Annotated in this window: 20 protein-coding genes; 13 read left to right on the top strand and 7 right to left on the bottom strand. The window is 65.1% G+C overall.

Annotated elements, in window-relative coordinates; all coding sequences use genetic code 11:
- Window positions 1-55 precede the first annotated feature (55 nt).
- Both JMY28_RS23440 and mgrA read right to left on the bottom strand, forming a co-directional pair.
- Entirely contained in the window at window positions 56-1,084 is a 1,029-nt protein-coding gene (locus JMY28_RS23440; RefSeq protein WP_236597000.1) for a fatty acid desaturase, read from the bottom strand.
- Window positions 1,085-1,242: 158 nt separating this feature from the next.
- Window positions 1,243-2,286, bottom strand: coding sequence for an L-glyceraldehyde 3-phosphate reductase (mgrA, locus tag JMY28_RS23445; RefSeq protein ID WP_201698296.1), 1,044 nt, complete (start codon window positions 2,284-2,286; stop codon window positions 1,243-1,245).
- A 243-nt stretch (window positions 2,287-2,529) separates the two neighbouring features.
- Here mgrA and JMY28_RS23450 point away from each other — a divergent pair, with 243 nt between their 5' ends.
- Window positions 2,530-2,736: a DUF3185 family protein gene (locus JMY28_RS23450; protein ID WP_201698297.1), complete on the top strand. Its 207-nt coding sequence runs from the start codon at window positions 2,530-2,532 to the stop codon at window positions 2,734-2,736.
- A gap of 22 nt (window positions 2,737-2,758) precedes the next feature.
- On the opposite strand, the gene JMY28_RS23455 is transcribed toward JMY28_RS23450, so the two are convergent.
- Window positions 2,759-3,520 carry a phytanoyl-CoA dioxygenase family protein gene (locus JMY28_RS23455; RefSeq protein ID WP_201698298.1) on the bottom strand — a complete coding sequence of 254 codons (762 nt, stop codon included), beginning with the start codon at window positions 3,518-3,520 and terminating at the stop codon, window positions 2,759-2,761.
- Between the two features lie 526 nt (window positions 3,521-4,046).
- On the opposite strand from JMY28_RS23455, the gene JMY28_RS23460 reads away from it, so the two are divergent.
- Window positions 4,047-4,415, top strand: coding sequence for a hypothetical protein (locus tag JMY28_RS23460; RefSeq protein WP_201698299.1), 369 nt, complete (start codon window positions 4,047-4,049; stop codon window positions 4,413-4,415).
- Between the two features lie 130 nt (window positions 4,416-4,545).
- On the opposite strand, the gene metK is transcribed toward JMY28_RS23460, so the two are convergent.
- Entirely contained in the window at window positions 4,546-5,736 is a 1,191-nt protein-coding gene (gene metK, locus JMY28_RS23465) for a methionine adenosyltransferase (protein ID WP_201698300.1), read from the bottom strand.
- A 251-nt stretch (window positions 5,737-5,987) separates the two neighbouring features.
- Between metK and JMY28_RS23470 the strand changes: the two genes are divergently transcribed.
- From JMY28_RS23470 to hslU, 9 genes are all read left to right on the top strand, one after another.
- Window positions 5,988-6,875, top strand: a complete 888-nt coding sequence (locus JMY28_RS23470; RefSeq protein WP_201698301.1) for a lipid A biosynthesis lauroyl acyltransferase — start codon at window positions 5,988-5,990, stop codon at window positions 6,873-6,875.
- 58 nt (window positions 6,876-6,933) lie between these two features.
- The gene (gene dapF / locus JMY28_RS23475; RefSeq protein WP_201698302.1) at window positions 6,934-7,812 is read left to right on the top strand and encodes a diaminopimelate epimerase; all 879 of its coding nucleotides are present in this window, start codon (window positions 6,934-6,936) and stop codon (window positions 7,810-7,812) included.
- Between the two features lie 128 nt (window positions 7,813-7,940).
- Window positions 7,941-8,624 carry a DUF484 family protein gene (locus JMY28_RS23480; RefSeq protein ID WP_201698303.1) on the top strand — a complete coding sequence of 228 codons (684 nt, stop codon included), beginning with the start codon at window positions 7,941-7,943 and terminating at the stop codon, window positions 8,622-8,624.
- Between the two features lie 57 nt (window positions 8,625-8,681).
- A complete protein-coding gene (gene xerC / locus JMY28_RS23485; RefSeq protein ID WP_236597009.1) occupies window positions 8,682-9,584 on the top strand; it encodes a tyrosine recombinase XerC in 903 nt (300 codons plus the stop codon).
- Between the two features lie 75 nt (window positions 9,585-9,659).
- A complete protein-coding gene (locus tag JMY28_RS23490; RefSeq protein ID WP_201698305.1) occupies window positions 9,660-10,862 on the top strand; it encodes a class I SAM-dependent rRNA methyltransferase in 1,203 nt (400 codons plus the stop codon).
- 222 nt (window positions 10,863-11,084) lie between these two features.
- Entirely contained in the window at window positions 11,085-12,170 is a 1,086-nt protein-coding gene (locus tag JMY28_RS23495; RefSeq protein WP_201698454.1) for a CobW family GTP-binding protein, read from the top strand.
- Window positions 12,171-12,777: 607 nt separating this feature from the next.
- Complete coding sequence (dksA, locus tag JMY28_RS23500) at window positions 12,778-13,197, top strand: RNA polymerase-binding protein DksA (protein WP_028203189.1); 420 nt, start codon at window positions 12,778-12,780, stop codon at window positions 13,195-13,197.
- Window positions 13,198-13,594: 397 nt separating this feature from the next.
- Window positions 13,595-14,131, top strand: coding sequence for an ATP-dependent protease subunit HslV (gene hslV / locus JMY28_RS23505; RefSeq protein WP_201698306.1), 537 nt, complete (start codon window positions 13,595-13,597; stop codon window positions 14,129-14,131).
- Between the two features lie 37 nt (window positions 14,132-14,168).
- Entirely contained in the window at window positions 14,169-15,521 is a 1,353-nt protein-coding gene (gene hslU / locus JMY28_RS23510; RefSeq protein WP_201698307.1) for an ATP-dependent protease ATPase subunit HslU, read from the top strand.
- Between the two features lie 67 nt (window positions 15,522-15,588).
- Here the strand turns inward: hslU and JMY28_RS23515 are convergent, their stop codons facing one another.
- Both JMY28_RS23515 and JMY28_RS23520 read right to left on the bottom strand, forming a co-directional pair.
- Window positions 15,589-16,131 carry a response regulator transcription factor gene (locus JMY28_RS23515; protein ID WP_201698308.1) on the bottom strand — a complete coding sequence of 181 codons (543 nt, stop codon included), beginning with the start codon at window positions 16,129-16,131 and terminating at the stop codon, window positions 15,589-15,591.
- Window positions 16,132-16,149: 18 nt separating this feature from the next.
- A complete protein-coding gene (locus tag JMY28_RS23520; RefSeq protein WP_201698309.1) occupies window positions 16,150-17,595 on the bottom strand; it encodes an ATP-binding protein in 1,446 nt (481 codons plus the stop codon).
- A gap of 117 nt (window positions 17,596-17,712) precedes the next feature.
- Here JMY28_RS23520 and JMY28_RS23525 point away from each other — a divergent pair, with 117 nt between their 5' ends.
- Window positions 17,713-19,374, top strand: coding sequence for a hypothetical protein (locus JMY28_RS23525; RefSeq protein WP_201698310.1), 1,662 nt, complete (start codon window positions 17,713-17,715; stop codon window positions 19,372-19,374).
- Here JMY28_RS23525 and JMY28_RS23530 read toward each other — a convergent pair.
- The gene (locus JMY28_RS23530) at window positions 19,364-19,600 is read right to left on the bottom strand and encodes a cysteine-rich CWC family protein (protein ID WP_201698311.1); all 237 of its coding nucleotides are present in this window, start codon (window positions 19,598-19,600) and stop codon (window positions 19,364-19,366) included. The two genes, JMY28_RS23525 and JMY28_RS23530, sit on opposite strands and share 11 nt — an antisense overlap.
- Window positions 19,601-19,948: 348 nt before the next feature.
- Here JMY28_RS23530 and argB point away from each other — a divergent pair, with 348 nt between their 5' ends.
- On the top strand, window positions 19,949-20,848 hold the full coding sequence (argB, locus tag JMY28_RS23535) for an acetylglutamate kinase (RefSeq protein WP_201698312.1): 900 nt from the start codon (window positions 19,949-19,951) through the stop codon (window positions 20,846-20,848).
- Window positions 20,849-20,892: the final 44 nt, after the last annotated feature.

Here is a 20,892-nt window from a genome sequence, read left to right on the forward strand (position 1 = left end):
CTTGCGATGCGCCGCGGCTTGCGCGCATGCGCGCCATTCGCTCGCACCATCCCTCTCAGCCGGGATCAACGCCCGGCTGCAATCCTTTGAACTGATGCAACGCGGCGGAGACATAGCCCGCTCGCGCCTCCGCGCGTGCGGCCCCTTCGGCGTGCGCGAGCGCGGGCAGCGCCGTCCACGGCAGCGTCGGATGCAGATGATGCTGGCGATGCAGATGATGATTCATCAGCACAACGCCCAGACCGCGCGGCACGCGAAAATCCCGCGCGCGGCCCGGTTCGTCGAGCGCGACCCCGTAGTGCGGCAGGTTATCGGCTATCGATAGCCACAGTCCGCGCAGGTACATCGCCGCGAGCAGCACGGGCCAGGCCTTGCCGTACAGCGCGAACGAAGCCGCGTAAAGCGCGAGCGAGGCGAGCCAGTCGCGCCGCGCGCGGCGGCGCCTCACAGGATCGGCGGCGTGGTTTGCGAAGAGCCGCTGCACCTGCACGCCCTCGCGGCCATGCGCGCCCACGCCGCGCGCGATGATGGCGCGTGCGAGCCGCACAGGCATAAAAGCCAGCAGCGGCAGCAGTAATTCGGCGACATACAGGCCGCCCATCAACCGCGCGTAATACGCAATACGACGACGCCAGCGCGGGCCGCTCGCGTCGTGCACATCGGGCCGGTCGAACGGCTCGCGCGTAAAGCGGTGATGCATCAGGTGTCCGAAACGCACGGCGTCGAACGGCATCGCCAGACCGATCGCGAGCACGCGCGCGAGCCACTCGTTCGCTCGCCGGTCGCGCGCAAGTTGCCCGTGTATGCCTTCGTGGATGAGCCCCCAGTGGATCGGCGTGGCCAGCACGACGGGCGCAAGCGTTGCCAGCAGGGCGAGCGTCGGGCCGCCTGCTGCGCCCAGCAGAAGCGGCAAGCCGATGAGTTCGTAGCACAGCGCCGTGAACGCAAAGGCGATCAGCGCGGCATTCGTGCGGACCGCCGTCGCGGGCTGCGGCGGGCGCATCGCTCGTTCGGGCCGCCCGGCGGGTTCGGCGCGCGTGGCGGACGGGGAAAGCGCTTCAGATTCGGCGCTCAAGGACTCCATGGTGATTCCTCGCAGCAAAGGCAGCCGCGACGGTAGCAGGGCCACATGACAGTGCGAAGAACGGCGCGCAGTGCGGCCGCGGCACGCAGTTGCCCGATCATTCGCGCATAAAAAAACCGCCTCGCAAGGAGGCGGTTTTTCGAGTCGGGAAACGTGGCTCAGACGCGCTGATCGGTCGACGGCTTCTCCCACAGGTTCACGCCGCCTTCCGTCGCATAACGGTCGATCTCCGCGAGTTCTTCCTTCGAAAATTCCAGGTTCTTCAGCGCCGCGACGTTCTCGCGCACCTGCTCCGCGCGGCTCGCGCCGATCAGCGCCGAGGTGACGCGGCCGCCGCGCAGCGTCCAGGCAATCGCCATCTGCGCGAGGCTCTGGCCGCGGCGCAGCGCGAGGTCGTTGAGCTTGCGCACGTGCTCGATGTTCTGCGCGCTCAGGTGCTCGCTCTTTAGCGAGCCGCCGCCCGGGCGGTTCACCCGCGCGTCTTCGGGCACGCCGTTCAGGTACTTGTTCGTGAGCACGCCCTGCGCGAGCGGCGTGAACGCAATGCTGCCCGTGCCCAGGTCCTCGAGCGTGTCGAGCAATTCTTCCTCGACCCAGCGGTTGAGCATGTTGTATGACGGCTGGTGAATGAGCAGCGGCACCTTGTATTCGGCGAGAAGCCTGGCCATTTCGCGCGTCTTGGCGGGCGAATACGACGAGATGCCGACATACAGCGCCTTGCCCTGCTGCACGGCCGTGGCCAGCGCGCCCGCCGTTTCCTCGAGCGGCGTTTCCACGTCGAAGCGATGCGAATAGAAGATGTCGACGTAGTCGAGCCCCATGCGCTGCAGGCTCTGGTCGAGGCTCGCGAGCACGTACTTGCGCGAGCCGCCGCCCTGGCCGTACGGACCCGGCCACATGTCCCAGCCCGCCTTCGACGAGATCAGCAGCTCGTCGCGGTACGGACGGAAATCATCCTTGAAAATGCGCCCGAAGTTCGTTTCGGCGCTGCCGTACGGCGGGCCGTAGTTGTTCGCGAGGTCGAAGTGCGTGATGCCGAGATCGAACGCGGTGCGCAGGATATCGCGCTGGGTCGAGATCGGCGTGGTGTCGCCGAAGTTGTGCCACAGACCGAGCGACAGTGCGGGCAGCTTGAGCCCCGACTTGCCGCAAAAGCGGTACTGCATGTCCGAATAGCGTTCTGAGGCTGCTTCGTAAGCCATGGTGTGATCCTCTGCGAAAACCGGTATGAGCGAAGGGATGGGCACGGGCGCGCCGTGGGGCGTGCCGCTCGCGTGAGGCAGCTATGTTAGCCAATCCGCCCAAGCCGTGCAGATGCCCACTATGCGGGAAAGGCGATGAAAGACGCGCCAACGCGCGCGTCACGGCGCCAGAAAAACCGCACCCTGGACGCGCCGCGGCCACTCGCCTACACTGCGGCGTCCATCCTTTGCGAGAGGTTGTTCATGGCCAAAGCGATTTCGATCGCGCTCATCGCCTGTGGCGTCGTCCTGTTGTACTTCGGCGGCCAGTCGCTCCACTCGTTCGCGAACGACATGTCGCGCCTCTTCACCGGCGCGCCCACCAATCGCACGATCCTCTTGATTGGGGGCGGCATCGCCGCGACGCTCGCGGGCATCACCGGGCTCACGATGTCGGGGCGCCGGCGCTAAGCGAAAGCCACCCAGCGCCGCTTCAGAACTTCACCTCGGGCTTCGACGCCGAGCGCGTGCCCGGCAGCGGCACGTTGCTAGCGCCGTGATACGTGTACACGAGCGAAAACTTCACCTGATCGCTCTGGTTTTGCCCCGCCGAATGCAGCGTGTTGCAGTGGAAGAAGACCACGTCGCCGGCGGCGAGCGTCGGGGCGATCGCGCGGTCGATCCACGCCTTGTTCTCGGGCAGGTCGGCGCGGAAGAATTTCGCGGCGTCGAAGCGATCCGAGGTGAACGGCGCGTCGTGCGAGCCCGGCACGAACCACAGGCCGCCGTTTTCCATCTTCTCCGGCCCGAGTGCGAGCCAGACCGAAACGAGGTCGTCGCGCTCGAACGACCAGTAGCGTACGTCGCGGTGCCAGCCCGTGAGGCTGCCGTAGTGCGGGTGCTTCGTCATCATGCAGTTGTGATGCACGCGCGAGAGGACCGGCTCCTCACCGAAATACAACTCCATCCACCCCGCGATTTCCGGCGACGTGGCCCATTCGCGATACAGCGCGTGGCGCGAGTAGGCGTCGAGCAGGCGCCGCACCGTGTGGCCGCCCGGGGCGTCCTTCGATTCGGGCGCGCCGGGGTAGCGCAAATCGGCTTCGAATTCGAGCGGCGTGGCAGCCGCTTGCAACTGCTCCTGCGCCACCCGCTTGATCGCCTCGCAGCGCTCGGGCGAGACGAGCCCCGGCACGACCACGAAGCCGCGCTCGCGCAGCGCCTGCACCTGTTCTTTCTTTGACTGGACTGACATGGGACTTCCGTTATGCGATCTCGATGCGAGCAAGGGCCGCAGCCTGCGTTCGTGGCTTCGCGAAACGACAAGGCTGAGGCGTCGGCGCGCGCCGACGCTTCGATTGTAAAGCGTGCCGGCACGGCGGGAAGGACCACGCGGTCGCACGAGGTGGCTCCATGCGCCGCGTCGATCGCGTCGCACGCGAATGGCGCGCACGCACCGCGATGAGGACAAAGGGTGGGATCGTGTGCATCAAAGACGCGCAGGGCCGGGTATTAACCGACTTTCTGCGGTCATGATTCGCGTGTAGCCTGTTGCGCATGTTGTTTCACTTCGCCGAATTCTCATCGCACCGACGGATCGCCGTGAACGCCTTGCCACACAAGGCGCTCCAACAGAAGAATCTGTCGCGTCGCGTCCCACGCCGCGCCATGCTGCCCGTCTCCCGTCCACCCAGATCGTGACGCCCTGGAAGACAGGCACGTTTGCTGCTCGACGCAAAGCGTCGCGCAAGGCGCACCTCGAACCCGATTGCTCAACCGCCATGCATACCCTCTTCGATACTCAACGCATGACCCACGCCGCTCATACCGCGCTGAAAGCGGCACGCCCCGCCCGCCGACATCTGGTGCGCGCACTGCGCCACCACACTGCCCGCACCCGCGCGCTCGCACAGCAGGTGCGCGAGACGAAGCCCGTCGACAGCATGCGCACCTGGTTCCATTCGTTCTTCGCTGTGCTGCGCATGCGCTCGGGCACGCGCCACTTCTCGCTGCGCACGCTGCTCTATCGCCCGAACGCGCCACTGCGCACGCTCGCCGCGCCCGCCACGGTTCATGTGGCGCGCAGCACGCGCAAGCCGCGCCGCATGGGCGCGAGTAGCGAGGGCTGGTTCGGTTTCGCGATGCGCTAGGACCCACGCCGCGCAGGTCCGCAGAAAACAAAAACCCCGCACGGGCTTGCGCCCTGCGGGGTTTTTCTTCGCGTCGCTTCGCGCTTTACCGGCGTTGCCGCCGGCCGGCGCGAAGCCAGCTTGCGTACGCCTACGCGACGGCTGCGCTCACCGGCTCCGTGCCAGCGGCTTCGGCCAGCGCGAGCGCGCGGTCGGTCGCTTCCCACGAGAATTCCGGCTCTTCGCGGCCGAAGTGGCCATAAGCGGCGGTCTTTTCGTAGATCGGACGCAGCAGGTCGAGCATCTGGATGATGCCCTTCGGACGCAGATCGAAGTGCTCGCGCACGAGCTTCGTGATGGTCGCGTCCGAAACCTTGCCGGTGCCGAACGTGTTGACCATGACAGAAGTCGGCTCAGCCACGCCGATCGCGTACGAAACCTGGATCAGGCAGCGCGACGCGAGGCCAGCGGCCACAATGTTCTTCGCGACGTAACGGCCTGCGTAAGCCGCCGAACGGTCCACCTTCGACGGGTCCTTGCCCGAGAACGCGCCGCCGCCGTGCGGGGCTGCGCCGCCGTACGTGTCGACGATGATCTTGCGGCCCGTGAGACCGCAATCGCCCTGCGGGCCGCCGATGACGAAGCGGCCGGTCGGGTTCACGAGGAACTTGATGTCGCCCTTGATGAGTTCCGACGGCAGCACCGGCTTGATGACTTCTTCGATCACGGCTTCGCGCAGCGTGCCGAGGTCGATGTCCGGCGAGTGCTGCGTCGAGAGCACGACGGTGTCGATGGCGTGCGGCTTGCCGTCGACGTAGCGGATCGTGACCTGCGACTTCGCGTCCGGGCGCAGCCAGGGCAGACGGCCGTCGCGGCGCAGGTTCGACTGGCGCTCGACCAGACGGTGCGAAAGGTGGATCGGCAGCGGCATCAGCTCGGGCGTTTCGTCGCACGCATAGCCGAACATCAGGCCCTGGTCGCCGGCGCCCTGGTCGAGGTTGTTGTCGTGCGCGCGATCCACGCCCTGGGCGATGTCCGGCGACTGCTTGTCGTAAGCGACGAGCACCGCGCAGCCGCGGTAGTCGATGCCGTAGTCCGTGTTGTCGTAACCGATGCGCTTGATCGTGTCACGCGCGACCTGGATGTAGTCGACGTTGGCCGTCGTGGTGATTTCACCGGCGAGCACGACGAGACCCGTGTTGCACAGCGTTTCCGCTGCAACGCGCGAGTACTTGTCTTGCGTGAGGATGGCGTCGAGGATCGCGTCCGAGATCTGGTCGGCGACCTTGTCCGGATGGCCTTCGGAGACGGATTCGGAGGTGAAGAAATAGTCGTTTGCCACGTGTCAGGCTCCTGTAGCTGGTGACGGTTGAAGTTCACGTAGCCAGCTTCGGGAGCTTTGAAGCGGCGACGCTTTAGCGGATTTCCTGTCCGGTTGCCGCCAATGACGGCCATCCGGCTTCGCCCCGCAAGTTGTCTGTTAACTCGGCGAAGCCCTTATTATAGCGACTTCCTTAAATTGTCGCAGAGTGTCCCCCGCGTGCCGCCCATCGCCCTGTCCACAGTTCGCAAGCCTCGCCGCGGAGTTGCCGCATGCTAGGCAAACTCGGTTCCCGTTTCGCCATCGGCTTGCTCAAGCTGTTCGCGATCCTGCCCTATGGCTTTGTCGCGCGTCTGGGCGACGGCCTCGGCTGGCTGCTCTACAAGATCCCGAGCCGCCGCAAGCGCGTCGTTCATACGAATCTGCGCCTGTGCTTCCCCGAGTGGAGCGACGAAAAGCGCGAGGAAGTGGCGGGGCTGCACTTCCGTCACGCCATTCGCAGCTACATGGAGCGCAGCGTGCAGTGGTTCGCCTCGGCGAAGAAACTTGAAAAGATCGTCGAGCTCGACAGCGAGATCGATCTCACCGATCCGAACCTGCCGCCCACGCTCTTCCTCGGCCTGCATTTCGTGGGCATCGAGGCGGGCTCCATGTTCCTCAACTACTCGCTGCACCGGCCCTGCGGCTCGCTCTACCAGCCGTTCTCGAACCCCGAGTTCGAAGCCGCGGCCAAGGCCGGACGCAGCCGTTTTGGCGCGGAAATGGTGAGCCGCGCGGACAGCGCGCGCGCCGTGCTGCGCTGGCTGCGCGACAAGAAGCCCGTGATGCTCGGCGCCGATATGGACTACGGCATGCGCAATTCCACGTTCGTGCCCTTCTTCGGCGTGCCGGCGTGCACGCTCACGGCGGTCGGGCGTTTGGCGAAGGTGGGTCATGCGCAGGTCGTACCGTTCATCGGCGAGGTGTTGCCCAATTACAAGGGTTATCGGCTGAAAGTGTTCAAACCTTGGGAAAATTATCCAACCGGCGACGACGATCTCGACGCGCGCCGCATGAACGCTTTCCTCGAAGAACAGATTCCACGCATTCCCGAGCAGTATTACTGGGTCCACAAGCGCTTCAAGACGCGGCCGCCGGGCGAACCGAGCGTCTATAGCTGAACGTTGCGCACACGTTCGAGGCCCGGGTTTTCGCCCGGGCCTCGCTTACAATGACGGCATGAAACTCAAATTCACCAAGATGCACGGCGCGGGCAACGACTTCGTCGTGCTCGACGGCTACAGCCAGGATCTGGCGCTCACGCCCGAGCGCGTGCGCGCGCTCGCCGACCGCCACTTCGGCATCGGCGCGGACCAGCTGCTGCTGGTCGAGAAGCCGACCGTGGAAGGCGTGGACTTCCGTTATCGCATCTTCAATTGCGACGGCGGCGAGGTCGAGCACTGCGGCAACGGCGCGCGCTGCTTCGTGAAATTCGTGCGCGATCGCAAGCTCACCCGTTCGAATCGCGTGCGCGTGCAGGTGCAGAAGGGCACGATCACGCTCGTCGTGCAGGAAAACGGTGAAGTCGTCGTCGACATGGGCCGCCCCGAGTTCGAACCGGCGCACGTGCCGTTCAACGCGAACGGTCTTGAAGGCCGCCGCGAAGGCAACGACACGCTCTGGCCCCTCGACCTGGGTGGCGAAATGCGCGGCGCCCGGCGATGGGTGTCGGTCGTCTCGATGGGCAACCCGCACGCGGTACAGGTCGTCGAGGACGTCGAAGCGTATCCGGTGAATGCAGAAGGCGCGGCCATCGAAACCTATGAGCGCTTCCCGAACAAGGTGAATGCCGGTTTCATGCAGATCGTTTCGCGCAACGAAGTGAAGCTGCGCGTATTCGAGCGCGGCGCAGGCGAAACGCTCGCGTGCGGTACCGGCGCGTGCGCGGCCGTGTCGGCGGGCATTCGCCGCGGGCTGCTCGACACCCCCGTGAAAGTGCATACGCATGGCGGCATGCTGACCATCGCCTGGGACGGCGCACGCGACGAATCCGCCGCGCTCACCATGGCAGGCCCGGCCGCCACGGTGTTCGAAGGCGAGATCGAGCTGGCCGACTAGCGCGCGCCTCCGGTCGATTCGGGCCTTGCGGCGCACGCAACGAGAGAACGTCGCGCCGCACGAAAACTCAAACGCATGACAGACTGCGCGCCGCCGTGCGCGCCTTACAACTACAACGCGTCCACAACATGAATGATCGCGAAGTTGCCGACTATCTGCTCGCCCACCCCGATTTTTTCGTTGAGCACGCCGAGCTGCTCGCGACGATCAAGCTAGGCAATCCGCACGGCAAGGCTGCCGTCTCGCTGCAGGAGCGCCAGATGGAAATGCTGCGCGAGAAGAACAAGCATCTCGAGCGCCGGCTTTCGGAACTGCTGCGCTACGGCCACGAGAACGATTCGATCGCCGCGAAGTTCAACCGCTGGACTACGCGCATGATCGCCGAGCGCGACCCGTATGCGCTGCCGCGCTCCATCACGCAGAATCTGCGCGATGTGTTCGACATGCCGCAGGCCGCGCTGCGTGTGTGGGACGTGGCCGAGGCCTACGGCCAAGCCGATTTCGCGCGTCATACCGGCGAGGAAGTGCGCATCTTCGCGAACAGTCTCGACACGCCGTACTGCGGCGCGAACACCGGCTTCGAGGCCGCGCAATGGCTCGACTCGAGCGAAGGCGCGGCCGAATCGGTCGCGATCATCGCGCTGCGCGTACCCGCCGTTGCCTCGAACGACGCGCCCCAAGGTGAAGCCTTCGGCCTGCTGGTGATGGGCTCGCCCGACCCGCGCCGCTTCCACGACGGCATGGCCACCGACTTTCTCACGCAGATCGGCGCACTCGCGAGCGCGGCGCTCTCGCGTCTGCTGCCGCACTGACGCTCACCCAAGCCGCCCACCGTGAACCCGACCGATCCGATCGCCGACTACCTCGCGATGCTCGAACACGAGCGGCGGCTCTCGGAGCACACGCTGCGCGGCTACACGCATGAACTCGGCGAGCTGAAGAAGCTCGCCAACGGCAAGCCGCTCGAAACAGTCACGCCCGCGCAAGTGCGCGGTGCGGTGGCGCGCGCGCACGCGGGCGGCCTCTCGGCGCGCTCCATCGCGCACCGGCTGTCGGCCTGGCGCGCCTTCTATCGCTGGCTCGCGGGCCGCATCGAAATCGACGCGAATCCCGTGGCCGCAGTGCGTGCGCCCAAACGCGCCAAAACGCTGCCGAAGGCGCTTTCCGTCGACGACGCCACGCATCTCATGGAAGCGCCTGCCATTGCCGGCGTGGAAGAAGGCGGCCCCGAGGCGTTGCGCGACCGCGCGATGCTCGAGCTGTTCTACTCGTCAGGGCTGCGTCTCGCGGAACTCGTGGGGCTCGACGTGCGTTATATGAAGCGCGACGGCTACGAATCGGCGGGTTGGCTCAAGCGCGACGCCGCCGAAGTCGAGGTGCTGGGCAAGGGCAACCGTCACCGCATGGTGCCGGTCGGGCGCAAGGCGCTCGACGCGCTCGACGCCTGGCTCGCCGCCCGCAGCGCCTTCGTGAAGCACGACGACGCCCCGCTCTTTCTCTCCGTGCGCGGCAACCGTATGGCGCCGGGCGTGGTGCGCGAGCGCGTGAAGCGCGCCGCCATTGCCGCGGGCATTCCGGCGAACGTGCACCCGCACGTGCTGCGGCACTCGTTCGCCACGCATCTGCTGCAGTCGAGCGGCGATCTGCGCGCCGTGCAGGAACTGCTCGGCCACGCCAGCATCTCAGCCACCCAGGTCTACACGTCGCTCGACTTTCAGCATCTCGCGAAGGTCTACGACACCGCGCATCCGCGCGCCAAGAAGCGCGATTGAAGCGCCGCGGAGTACGCGCCACGTGGCTCGCAACGCCGCGCAGCGCCTGCCCCGTCACCCAGCATTGAAGCCATCATGAATATCGTCACCCTCAAGCCGTCTAAAGAAAAATCCCTGCTGCGCCGCCATCCGTGGGTCTACGCGAACGCGATCGACCGCGTGGAAGGCAAGCCCGCATCCGGCGCGACCGTCATCGTGCGCTCGGCCGACGGCCGCTTTCTCGGACGCGCCGCCTACAGCCCGCATTCGCAGATCCGCGCGCGCGTGTGGAGCTTCGACGAAAACGAGCCGATCGACCATGCGTTCTTCAAGCGCCGCGTGCAGCGCGCCGTGGCCGACCGCCGCGCGATGGTGAGCGGCACGGGCGCGGTGCGCCTCATCTTCGGCGAGGCCGACGGCCTGCCGGGTCTGATCGTCGATTACTACATCGAAGATGCTGCGGGGGGCCGCGGCCAGCTCGTGTGCCAGTTCATGGCGGCGGGCGTCGAGGCGTGGAAGGAAGCGATCGTGGCGGCACTCACCTCCGCAACGGGCTGCCCGAACGTGTATGAACGCTCGGATGTGTCGATCCGCGAGAAGGAAGGGCTCGAACAAATCACCGGCCTGCTCGCCGGCGACGAGCCGCCCGCAACGATCATCACGAGCGAGAACGGCGTGCGTTATCACGTGGACGTGCGCAACGGCCACAAAACCGGCTTCTACGTGGACCAGCGCGACAACCGCGCGCTCGTGCAAACCTACGCGCGCGAGCGCGAGGTGCTCAACTGCTTCTGCTACACCGGCGGTTTCTCGCTCGCGGCCATGAAAGGGGGCGCGAAACGCGTGGTGTCGATCGACTCGTCGGGCGACGCGCTCGCCACGGCGCAGAAAAACGTCGAGGCGAACGGCTTCGACGCGGCGCTTGCCACCTGGCTCGACGCCGACGCCTTCAAGACGCTGCGCCGCCTCTACGACGAAGGCGAGCGCTTCGACCTCGTGGTGCTCGATCCGCCCAAGTTCGCGGCCTCGCGCGAGCACGTGGACCGCGCCGCGCGCGCCTACAAGGACATCAATCTCACGGGTCTCAAGCTGCTGCGTCCTGGCGGTCTGTTGTTCACGTATTCGTGCTCGGGTGCGATCGATTCGGCGCTGTTCCAGAAGATCGTGGCGGGCGCCGCCGCCGACGCCAAGGTAGACGCGCGCATCCTCAAGCGCCTGGGCGCCGGCGTGGATCACCCGCTGCTCACGGCGTTCCCGGAAGGCGAATATCTGAAAGGCCTGCTGTTGCAAATCGCCTGAGACGGCCTTATCTGAGGCGTTTCGGCGGCGCCGCTTGAGCGCCTTTCGGCGCGTTCGTTCGCACCCCGATTAGGCCTCGCGCCCGGCCGCCGCATGCGGGCGCGGCGCAGATATGTTTCAATAGGAAGTTATGTTGTAACACTCGAAGGCAGCGACAGCACGAAGCGGCGCGCCTGAACGTACCCCTCGAACACCTACCAGGCAGACAGCATGGCAACCAGCATGATTCCCGTCACCATCCTGACCGGCTTTCTCGGCAGCGGCAAAACCACGCTGCTCAAGCGCATCCTGAACGAGAAGCACGGCATGAAGATCGCCGTGATCGAGAACGAGTTCGGCGAAGAGAACATCGACAACGAAATTCTCGTGCAAGACAGCACCGAGCAAATCATCCAGATGAGCAACGGCTGCATCTGCTGCACGATTCGCGGCGACCTCGCGCGCGTGCTCGGCGACCTCGCGCAGCAAAAGCGCGACGGCAAGCTGGACTTCGAGCGTGTGGTGATCGAAACCACGGGTCTCGCGAATCCGGGTCCGGTCGCGCAAACGTTCTTCATGGATAACGAGATCGCCGACGAATTCCTGCTGGACGCGATCATCACGCTCGTGGATGCCAAGCACGGCAATCATCAGCTCGACGAGCACGAAGTGGTGCAGCGCCAGGTGGGTTTCGCCGACCGCCTGTTCATCACGAAGGCCGACCTCGTCGACGAGAAGGAACTTGCCGACCTGCGTCATCGCGTGCTGCATATGAACCCGAAGGCGCAGATTCGCCAGGTGAATTTCGGCGAGGCAGACATCAAGGAAGTGTTCGATCTGCGCGGCTTCAACCTGAACGCCAAGCTCGAAATCGACCCGGACTTCCTCGCCGAAGACGACCACGACCACGACCACGATCATGCCCATGATCACGATCACGGCCACGATCACGCCGACTGCGACCACGATCACGGCCAGTGCAGCCACGAAGGCCACGACCACGGCCACCATCACCATCACGCGCACCACGACGACAAGATCAAGTCGTTCGTCTACCGCAGCGACCGCCCGTTCGATCCGAACCGTCTGGAAGACTTCCTCGGCGGCATCCTGCAGATCTACGGCGAGCGCCTCCTGCGCTACAAGGGCGTGCTCTACATGAAGGGCGTGGACCGCAAGGTGGTGTTCCAGGGCGTGCACCAGATGATGGGCAGCGATCTGGCCGCCAAATGGCTGCCAATCGAGAAGAAGAACAGCAAGATGGTGTTCATCGGCATCGAGCTGCCGCAGGACCTCATCACCGACGGGCTCGACGCCTGCCTCGCCTGACGGAATCCTCCCGCTTTTTAGGCTTTTTTCAGATACACGCCCGGCCGCGAGCCGGGCGTTTTCGTCTGGACTTTTCGCGCCGCAACGTCGCGCCTGCGCTGCGTTTGCGGCCTGCGCGAAGACCTCTTCCCGCTTCGTGCGCCAAATAACGTACCCGACCATCGCTTTTTCACGATTGGCGCGTTATATTTTCTGGATATCGACCGGTCCGCGAACTGCCTGGAGACAGGCGGGCCACTGCAGGGATTTCCCGCTTGCGGCGCGAGTTTGCGGTTCGGTTACAATACGGCCCCACTGGAAGAGAGGTGCCCCGGATATCAGCCGAGGGACGCCCCACCGGCAGCGCATCGCGTCGCAGCGCGCAGTCGGTACGATATATGCCTCAGGAGCATCTGAAGACCGGTTTCCAGAGGAGTTCGGCCCCGCAGCGGCGCTTCGGGCGTCACGACAGTTCATCGTCCGTGCCCGCCAGCGCGCAATAACGGCGCGGTAACTGCGCCTGGCAAAGTGGTAAAGGTTGGTAAAGGCCACCGCGGCCACTGCGGGCAACACAAAAGTGCAGGCAAGATGTGCCAGTTTTGCCTCACTCATTGAAGAAGCAAGCCAGATGACGACGAAACGACTCTTGACCGAAGCCGAAATCCTGAAGATGAGCGACAAGGATTACATGAACGAGGATCAGCTCGCCTTCTTCAAGAACCGGCTCGAACAGCTGCAGGCGGAAATCCTCCGCAATGCGGGCCAGACCACTGAGAATCTGCGCGAAACCGTGATCGTTCCCGATCCGGCTGACCGCGCGACGATCGAAGAAGAGCACGCGCTCGAGCTGCGCACGCGGGACCGCGAGCGCAAGCTGCTCAAGAAGGTGCAGCAATCGCTCGCTCGCATCGATTCCGGCGACTACGGCTGGTGCGAAGAAACGGGCGAGCCGATCGGCATCCCGCGTCTGCTCGCGCGCCCGACCGCCACGCTCTCGCTCGAAGCGCAGGAGCGCCGCGAACTGCGCCAGAAGCTGTTCGGCGATTGAGCTTTTTTCTGGCCGCAAAGCCCTGCTTGCGCGGCTAGCGACTTGCCTTCCCTGTCGAAGCGCACGGAGCACCGTGCGCTTTTTTCTTTTGCGCGCGCGCGTTTTTCTTCAGCCTTCTGCATCCTTCCCCCGTGCGCGCTCGCGCCGTTGGGCACCTCGCCACCGCGCCGTTTTCTGCGCCCGCGGCCCTTGATATGCCCATCGCCGCCCTAAACTTCACGTGATATGCGCTCGCCGCGCGCCAGAGGCGCTCGCGACGCACCCGGATTCAGGGCAGTGGCGCCGCAATGCACGCAAAGCGGCATGCGAAACGCGCGAGCGCCGCTGCGCCCACCCGAAAGCGGCAGGCATTCCACCTACGCATCCAACCCGGCATCAACGGTAAAAAGGAACGCACATGGAGCAATTTCACGGCACGACGATCGTATCCGTGCGGCGCGGCGACAAAGTCGCGCTCGGCGGGGACGGCCAGGTCACGCTCGGCAATATCGTCATGAAGGGTGGCGCGAAGAAGGTCCGGCGCATTTATGGCGGCAAGGTCATGGTCGGCTTCGCCGGCGGCACCGCCGATGCGTTCTCGCTGCTCGACCGCTTCGAAGCCAAGCTCGAAAAGCATCAGGGCAACCTCACACGCGCCGCCGTCGAACTCGCCAAGGACTGGCGCACCGACCGCATGCTGCGCCGCCTCGAAGCCATGCTGATCGCCGCCGACGCGACCACGACGCTCGTGATCACCGGCAACGGCGACGTGCTCGACCCCGAAGAAGGGATCTGCGCGATCGGCTCGGGCGGCGCGTATGCGCAGGCCGCGGCTCGCGCGCTCGTGGAGAACACCGAACTCTCGCCGCGCGAGATCGTCGAAAAGTCGCTCGCGATCGCGGGCGACATGTGCATCTACACGAATCACAACCGCGTGATCGAAATCATCGAATAACTCGCGTAACCCGCCGGACACACGAGAAGGAATCAGGATGAGCACCATGACCCCCGCCGAGATCGTCTCGGAACTCGACAAGCACATCATCGGCCAGGCGAACGCGAAGAAGGCCGTGGCCGTCGCGCTGCGCAACCGCTGGCGCCGCCAGCAGGTGGCCGACCCGCTGCGCCAGGAAATCACGCCGAAGAACATCCTCATGATCGGGCCGACGGGCGTCGGCAAGACTGAGATCGCGCGGCGTCTCGCGAAGCTTGCCGATGCGCCTTTCATCAAGATCGAAGCGACGAAGTTCACCGAAGTGGGCTACGTCGGCCGCGACGTGGACAGCATCGTGCGCGACCTCATCGAGATTTCGGTGAAGCAGACGCGCGAATCGGAAATGCGCAAAGTGCGCAGCAAGGCCACCGACCAGGCCGAGGACCGCATTCTCGACATCCTGCTGCCGAGCGCGCGTCCCGTAGGTTTCGGTTCGTCTGATGCAACGAGCCATGCCGAAGGCGGTGACAACGCCACGCGCCAGACCTTCCGCAAGCGCCTGCGCGAAGGTCAGCTCGACGACAAGGAAATCGAGCTCGACGTCGAGCAGCCGCAAGCGGGCATGGACATCATGGGGCCGCCGGGCATGGAGGACATGACCGAGCAGATCCGCTCGATGTTCGCCAATCTCGGCGGCGGCAAGAAAACGCGCCGCAAGCTCAAGGTGAAGGAAGCGCTCAAGGTTCTCACCGACGAAGAAGCGTCGAAGATGCTCAACGACGAAGAGGTCAAGGCCAAAGCCGTGCAGAACGTCGAACAGAACGGCATCGTGTTCCTCGACGAAATCGACAAGATCGCCTCACGCAACAACGAAGGCAGCGGCGGCGGTGAGGTTTCGCGCCAGGGCGTGCAGCGCGATCTGCTGCCGCTCGTGGAAGGCACGACCATCAACACGAAGTACGGGATGGTGAAGACCGATCACGTCCTGTTCATCGCGAGCGGCGCGTTCCATCTCTCGAAGCCGAGCGATCTGATCCCCGAACTGCAGGGCCGGTTCCCGATTCGCGTGGAACTCGATTCGCTCTCCGTGAAGGACTTCGAAGCGATTCTGGTCGCGACCGATGCCAGCCTCGTCAAGCAGTATCAGGCGCTGCTCGCAACCGAGGACGTGCAGCTCGACTTCGCCGAAGACGGCATTCGCCGCCTCGCGGAGATCGCCTTCTCCGTGAACGAGAAGACCGAGAATATTGGCGCGCGCCGCCTCTACACGGTGATCGAAAAGCTGCTGGAAGACGTGTCGTTCGCGGCCGGCAATCACGCGGGCAAGAGCGTGACGATCGACGCAGCCTACGTCGACAAGGCGCTCGGCGAAGTGGCGCAGGACGAAGACCTGTCGCGCTACGTGCTCTAAGTACGAAGCATGACGCATGAAAAAGGGACCCCGCGGGGTCCCTTTTCTTTTGGCGCGTCTGGTGTGTTTACTGGCGCACCGGGCGCTTCGCGAGCTTGCGTTGCAGCGTGCGCCGGTGCATGTTGAGCGCGCGCGCCGTGGCCGAGATGTTGCCGTTGTGCTCGGCCAGCACGCGCTGGATGTGCTCCCATTCGAGGCGCGCAACCGAGAGCGGCGCCGGGTGCTCGATGGCTTCTTCGGCCTGCATCGCGCTCGCATCGCTTTGGAGTGCCGAGAGAATCATCTCGACGTTCGCGGGCTTGGCGAGATAGTTGTCCGCGCCGTCCTTCACGGCTTGCACCGCGGTGGCGATGCTCGCGTAACCCGTGAGTACGAGCATACGGGCGTCCGGCTGCAGTTCGCGCAGCGGCGCGATGAGCGACAGGCCTGAATCGTTGCCGAGATGCAAGTCCACGGTGATCTGCGAGAACTTGTGCTGGTTGGCGAAACGAATCGCCTCTTCCGCATTGTGTGCCTGCTTCACCTCGAAGCCACGCCGCGTGAGGCCGCGCGTGAGGATGTCGGAGAACACTTCGTCGTCGTCGATGACCAGAAAACTCATATCGCTCATGCCTAATTCTCCGTGTTGTTACGCGGCGTCGGGCCGGCCCGGCCCCTCGCCTGATCCAATCTCCGAACCCGCGGACGCTGCGACTTCTCGCGCCGCTGCCGCCGGGTTCGCCTGACCCGCCTCACCCGCCTTGACCTGCTTCGCCGGCAAGCGCAGCACCGCACGGGTGCCGCGCGCGCGGCGCGTGCGCGTGCCGCTGCCGGTTGCGGCTCCGGCCGACGTCCCGTCGTCCGCGCCACTCACTTCGCCCGACGCGCTGCCGGGCGGCGTGACGTCATTGAGCTCGATCGAGCCGCCAAGCCGCGCCGCCGACGAAAACGCCAGATACAGGCCGACGCCGTGACCGCCCTGGGTGCTGTCCACGGGCGCTGCGCCGAGCGAGGCGCGCAGCGATGACGGAATGCCAGGCCCCGCATCGCAGACTTCGAAATCGACATAACCGGCTCGCGCGGCGGCATAGGCGCGCAAGGTCACGAAATCGCGGCTGGCGCGCGCGGCGTTGTCGAGCAGGATGGTGAGGATCTGACCAACCGCGACGGTATCGTCGAGGGCGAAGTCGCCCGGTCCATTGTCGACGAGTTCGAACTTCACATGCGGATGGCGCAGGCGCCATTGCTCGACGAACGGCCCGAGCCATTCGCTCACGACCTGGCGCGCGCCCGTGGACGAAGCGCGGCTCCTGAGGCGTGCGAGCGCCGAGGTGCAAAGCGAGATCTGCTTGTCGAGCAGTTCGAGGTCGGCGGAGTACGGCGCGAGGCCCTTGTCCGTGCGCGCGACATCGCGCAGTTCCTCGGTCAGCATGGCGATGGTCGAGAGTGGCGTGCCGATCTCGTGCGCCACCGTGGCGGCCTGCACGCCCAGCGCCACGGCGCGCTCGTCGCGCAACAAGCGCTGCTGCGCGTCGCCGAGCGCGGTGTCGCGCTGGCGCAGCGCGCGCGACATACGCGCGACGAACCACACGATCAAGCACACGCTCACCATGAAGTTCACCCACATGCCCGCGCGATAGTAGTCGAACAGGTTGGCGGGATTGTCGAGATTGAGCGGAACGTTGTCGAAGCCGAGCAGCACGTAGCAGGCCACGGCGAAGGCCGCGAGCCACGCGGTGAGATACCACGGCAGCACGGCAGCCGCGATGGCGAGCGAGGGCAGATAAAGCGAGACGAACGGATTGGTCGTGCCGCCCGAAAGAAAGAGCAGCGCGGAGAGCGCACCGAGGTCGACCCAAAGCTGGCCGAACAATTCGAGATTCGACTCGGGACGATCCTGCGTGACGCGCAGCCAGGTCACGCCGTTGAACGCCACTTCCATGGCGATCACGAACAGCATGGCGGGCAGCGGCAACTGCACGCCAATGAAGAGTTGCACGAACGCGATCGTGCAGAGCTGGCCGATGATGGCGAGACTGCGCAGCCAGAACAGATGGCTGAGATTGACACGAGCACTGACGGTTATGCGATGCATGCTGTCAGTTTACCGGTTAAGACTTGTCTGATTCATTATCTTGAAAAGGTTTGCTTCAATCTATGTCATCCGCCGACCACATTTACTTCGGCGCTTTCTGACAAGCAAGAAGGAATCATGCAGACCTCGCTTCCTCGCGCGCTCCAACCTGTGCGCAATCTCTTTCTCGATTTCATCGACGCGGCGGCGGCCGGTGGGACCGCCAAGGCAACCGATGCGTCCGCACACGAATTGCTGGCCGCCACGCGCACCTTGATGCGTGGCTTCGACGACGACACACTCATGCTCATCGCCGCCGGCGCTCAGGATAGCGCTCTGGCGGAAGATGCCGTGCGCGTGAGCGCTGCGATCGCCCGGCTCGCGCCGAAGCGGGCCGCCGCGTGGTTCGCAGCGGGCCTTGCGCTGCAGTTTGCAAACCGTCACGCCGAAGCGGTAGAACCTTACCGCCACGCGCTGACGATCACGCGTACGTTTCCAAATCTGCGCAACAATCTTGCAACGGCATTGATGCAGATCAATTTTGGAGATGCCGAGATTCTGCCGCTGCTCGAAGAAACGGTCGCCGAAGAGCCCGGCAACGTCAACGCCTGGATCAACCTTGCGCGCGTATTCCCAACGGACAGTGACCCGGCGCGTCCGATCGAAGCCAGCCGCCGAGCGCTCGAACTCGCACCGCAGAGCCCGCTCGCCCTGAACAACTACGCGATGGCCTGCAAGGAAGCGCAGCAGTGGGACGAGGCCGAACGCGCCGCGCGCGCCGGCTGCCAGTATGCGCCCAACGACGCATCGCTACGCCTGAACCTGTCGATGACCCAGCTTCTGCGCGGTAACTATGCCGAAGGCTGGCCCGGACACGAGATGCGCTGGCAGGGGGCGAGCGAGCTGGCCGCGGGCCGCCCGGTCTTCCCGAAGCCGCAGTGGCGCGGCGAGCCGCTCGCGGGCCGCACGTTACTGGTATGGGGCGAGCAGGGCATGGGCGACCTGCTGCAGTTCTGCCGCTACGTACCCATGCTCGCCGAGCGCGTGCATCGCGAAGGCGGCCGGCTCGTCTGGAATTCGTTCCCGCAGATGGGCGCCCTGCTCGCGCGCAGCCTGGGCGGTCGTTGCGACCTGTACTGCGCGGGTGGACCCGTCGAAAACCTGCCGGACTACGATTGCGAAGTCTCGCTGTTGAGCCTGCCGCTTATTTTCGGCACGGAGGAAGTGACGATCCCGGGCCCCACGGGTTATCTCAAGGCCGATCCCGAAGCGGCGGCGCATTGGCGCGAGCGCCTTGCGGGCGAAAAGCGCCTGAAGGTCGGGCTCGCGTGGACGGGCAGCCTCACGCACAAACGCAACCCCTTTCGTCGCGTCGGGCTCGACCGGTATGCCCAGCATTTCGGCGGCATCGAGGGCGTGGCGTTCTACTCGCTGCAGCCCGGCGCGGAGAAAGACGTCGCGGCGGCGCATGAGGCCGGCTTCGAGGTGAGCGACTTCAGCGCGCAGTGGAAAACCTTCGACGACTCCGCGGCCTTCGTCGACTCGCTCGATCTGGTGATTTCCGTGTGCACGTCGAGCGCACACCTCGCGGGTGCGCTCGGCAAGCGCGCCTGGGTCTTGCTCGACGTGAATCCGCATTGGGTCTGGCTGCTCGACCGCAGCGACAGCCCGTGGTATCCGAATACCCGGCTGTACCGGCAAAAGACGTTCAAACAGTGGGAGCCCGTGCTCGACGAGGTGAGCGCCGATCTCGCGGCGCTCGCGCGCGGTGCGCAACTCGGTGCGCGAGTCAAGGCATAGCGTTCCCGCCCTTCGGCGCGGCTCCCACGCCCGGGGCCGCCGCCGCCGCAAGGCATTCGGGGCAGAGGCAGCGCCCGCGCGGGTCGAGCTTACTGGAGGGCAAGGCGGGCAGCGACTTGCACCAGCAATCAAAGGGTTCAGTGTTCCTGCCGCAGTCGAAGCTGTTCCCGCAGCGCGGGCAGCGGGGGCTTTTCATGCCGGTGGCGGGCACGGCGGAGGCGGTCATGGCGCGCACTCCTCTCGAAGCCATGGGTTGGCGACACACAGATGATGCCACAGCCCGGGCGCGTGTCCTTCGCCGGGCTTTTCACGTCGCGCCTTTCCCTCCCGCCTATTTCTCGCGCATCTTTCTCCCGATTTCGCCCCGTTTTGCCGCGCTGCCGATGCAATGGTGCCCATGTTGCGCATGCGCCTCGCTGCTGCGTTCGATGCGCGGCGCTTGCCCGCCGTTTTCCCTGCTGCACCGCGCCAGTCCTGTACAATCCGGCCTGTTTCGACCGTTTTACGGCCGCGTTTTTCGTCCGCGGATCTTCGTCCGCGAGTTTCGTCCGTTTTTCGTCCAGTCTCCGCCGCCATGTCCGAGCCTCTCGACCTTACGCAGATCGCACCCACCCTGAAAGCCGAAATCCTGGCCGAAGCGCTGCCTTACATTCGCCAGTACCACGGCAAGACCGTCGTTATCAAGTACGGCGGCAACGCCATGACCGAAGAGCGGCTCAAGCAGGGCTTCGCGCGCGACGTCATCCTGCTCAAGCTCGTGGGCATCAATCCGGTCATCGTGCACGGCGGCGGCCCGCAAATCGACACGGCGCTCAAGAAGATCGGCAAGCAAGGCACCTTCATCCAGGGCATGCGCGTAACCGATGAAGAGACCATGGAAGTCGTCGAGTGGGTGCTCGGCGGCGAGGTGCAGCAGGACATCGTCACGCTCATCAACCACTTCGGCGGCCACGCGGTCGGCCTGACCGGCAAGGACGGCGGCCTGATCCACGCACGCAAGCTGATGATGCCGGACCGCGACAACCCCGGTCAGTACATCGACATCGGCCAGGTGGGCGAAGTCGAGGCAATTAACCCGGCGGTCGTGAAGGCGCTTCAGGACGACGCGTTCATTCCGGTGATCTCGCCGATCGGCTTCGGCGAAGACGGCCTGTCGTACAACATCAACGCCGACCTCGTGGCGGGCAAGCTCGCGGTGGTGCTCAACGCCGAAAAGCTCGTGATGATGACGAACATTCCCGGCGTGATGGACAAGGCGGGCAACCTCCTCACCGACCTCTCGGCCCGCGAAATCGACGCCCTGTTCGAAGACGGCACGATCTCGGGCGGCATGCTGCCGAAGATCTCGTCGGCGCTCGACGCGGCCAAGAGTGGCGTGCGCTCGGTGCACATCATCGACGGCCGCATCGAGCACTCGGTGCTGCTGGAAATCCTGACCGAACAGCCGTTCGGCACGATGATCCGCTCGCATTAAGCACCTTCCCACCCGCGGCGGCAGCGTGCCGCCGCCGCGTCTCA

This window comes from Paraburkholderia hiiakae, assembly GCF_904848665.1.
Taxonomy (GTDB): domain Bacteria; phylum Pseudomonadota; class Gammaproteobacteria; order Burkholderiales; family Burkholderiaceae; genus Paraburkholderia; species Paraburkholderia hiiakae.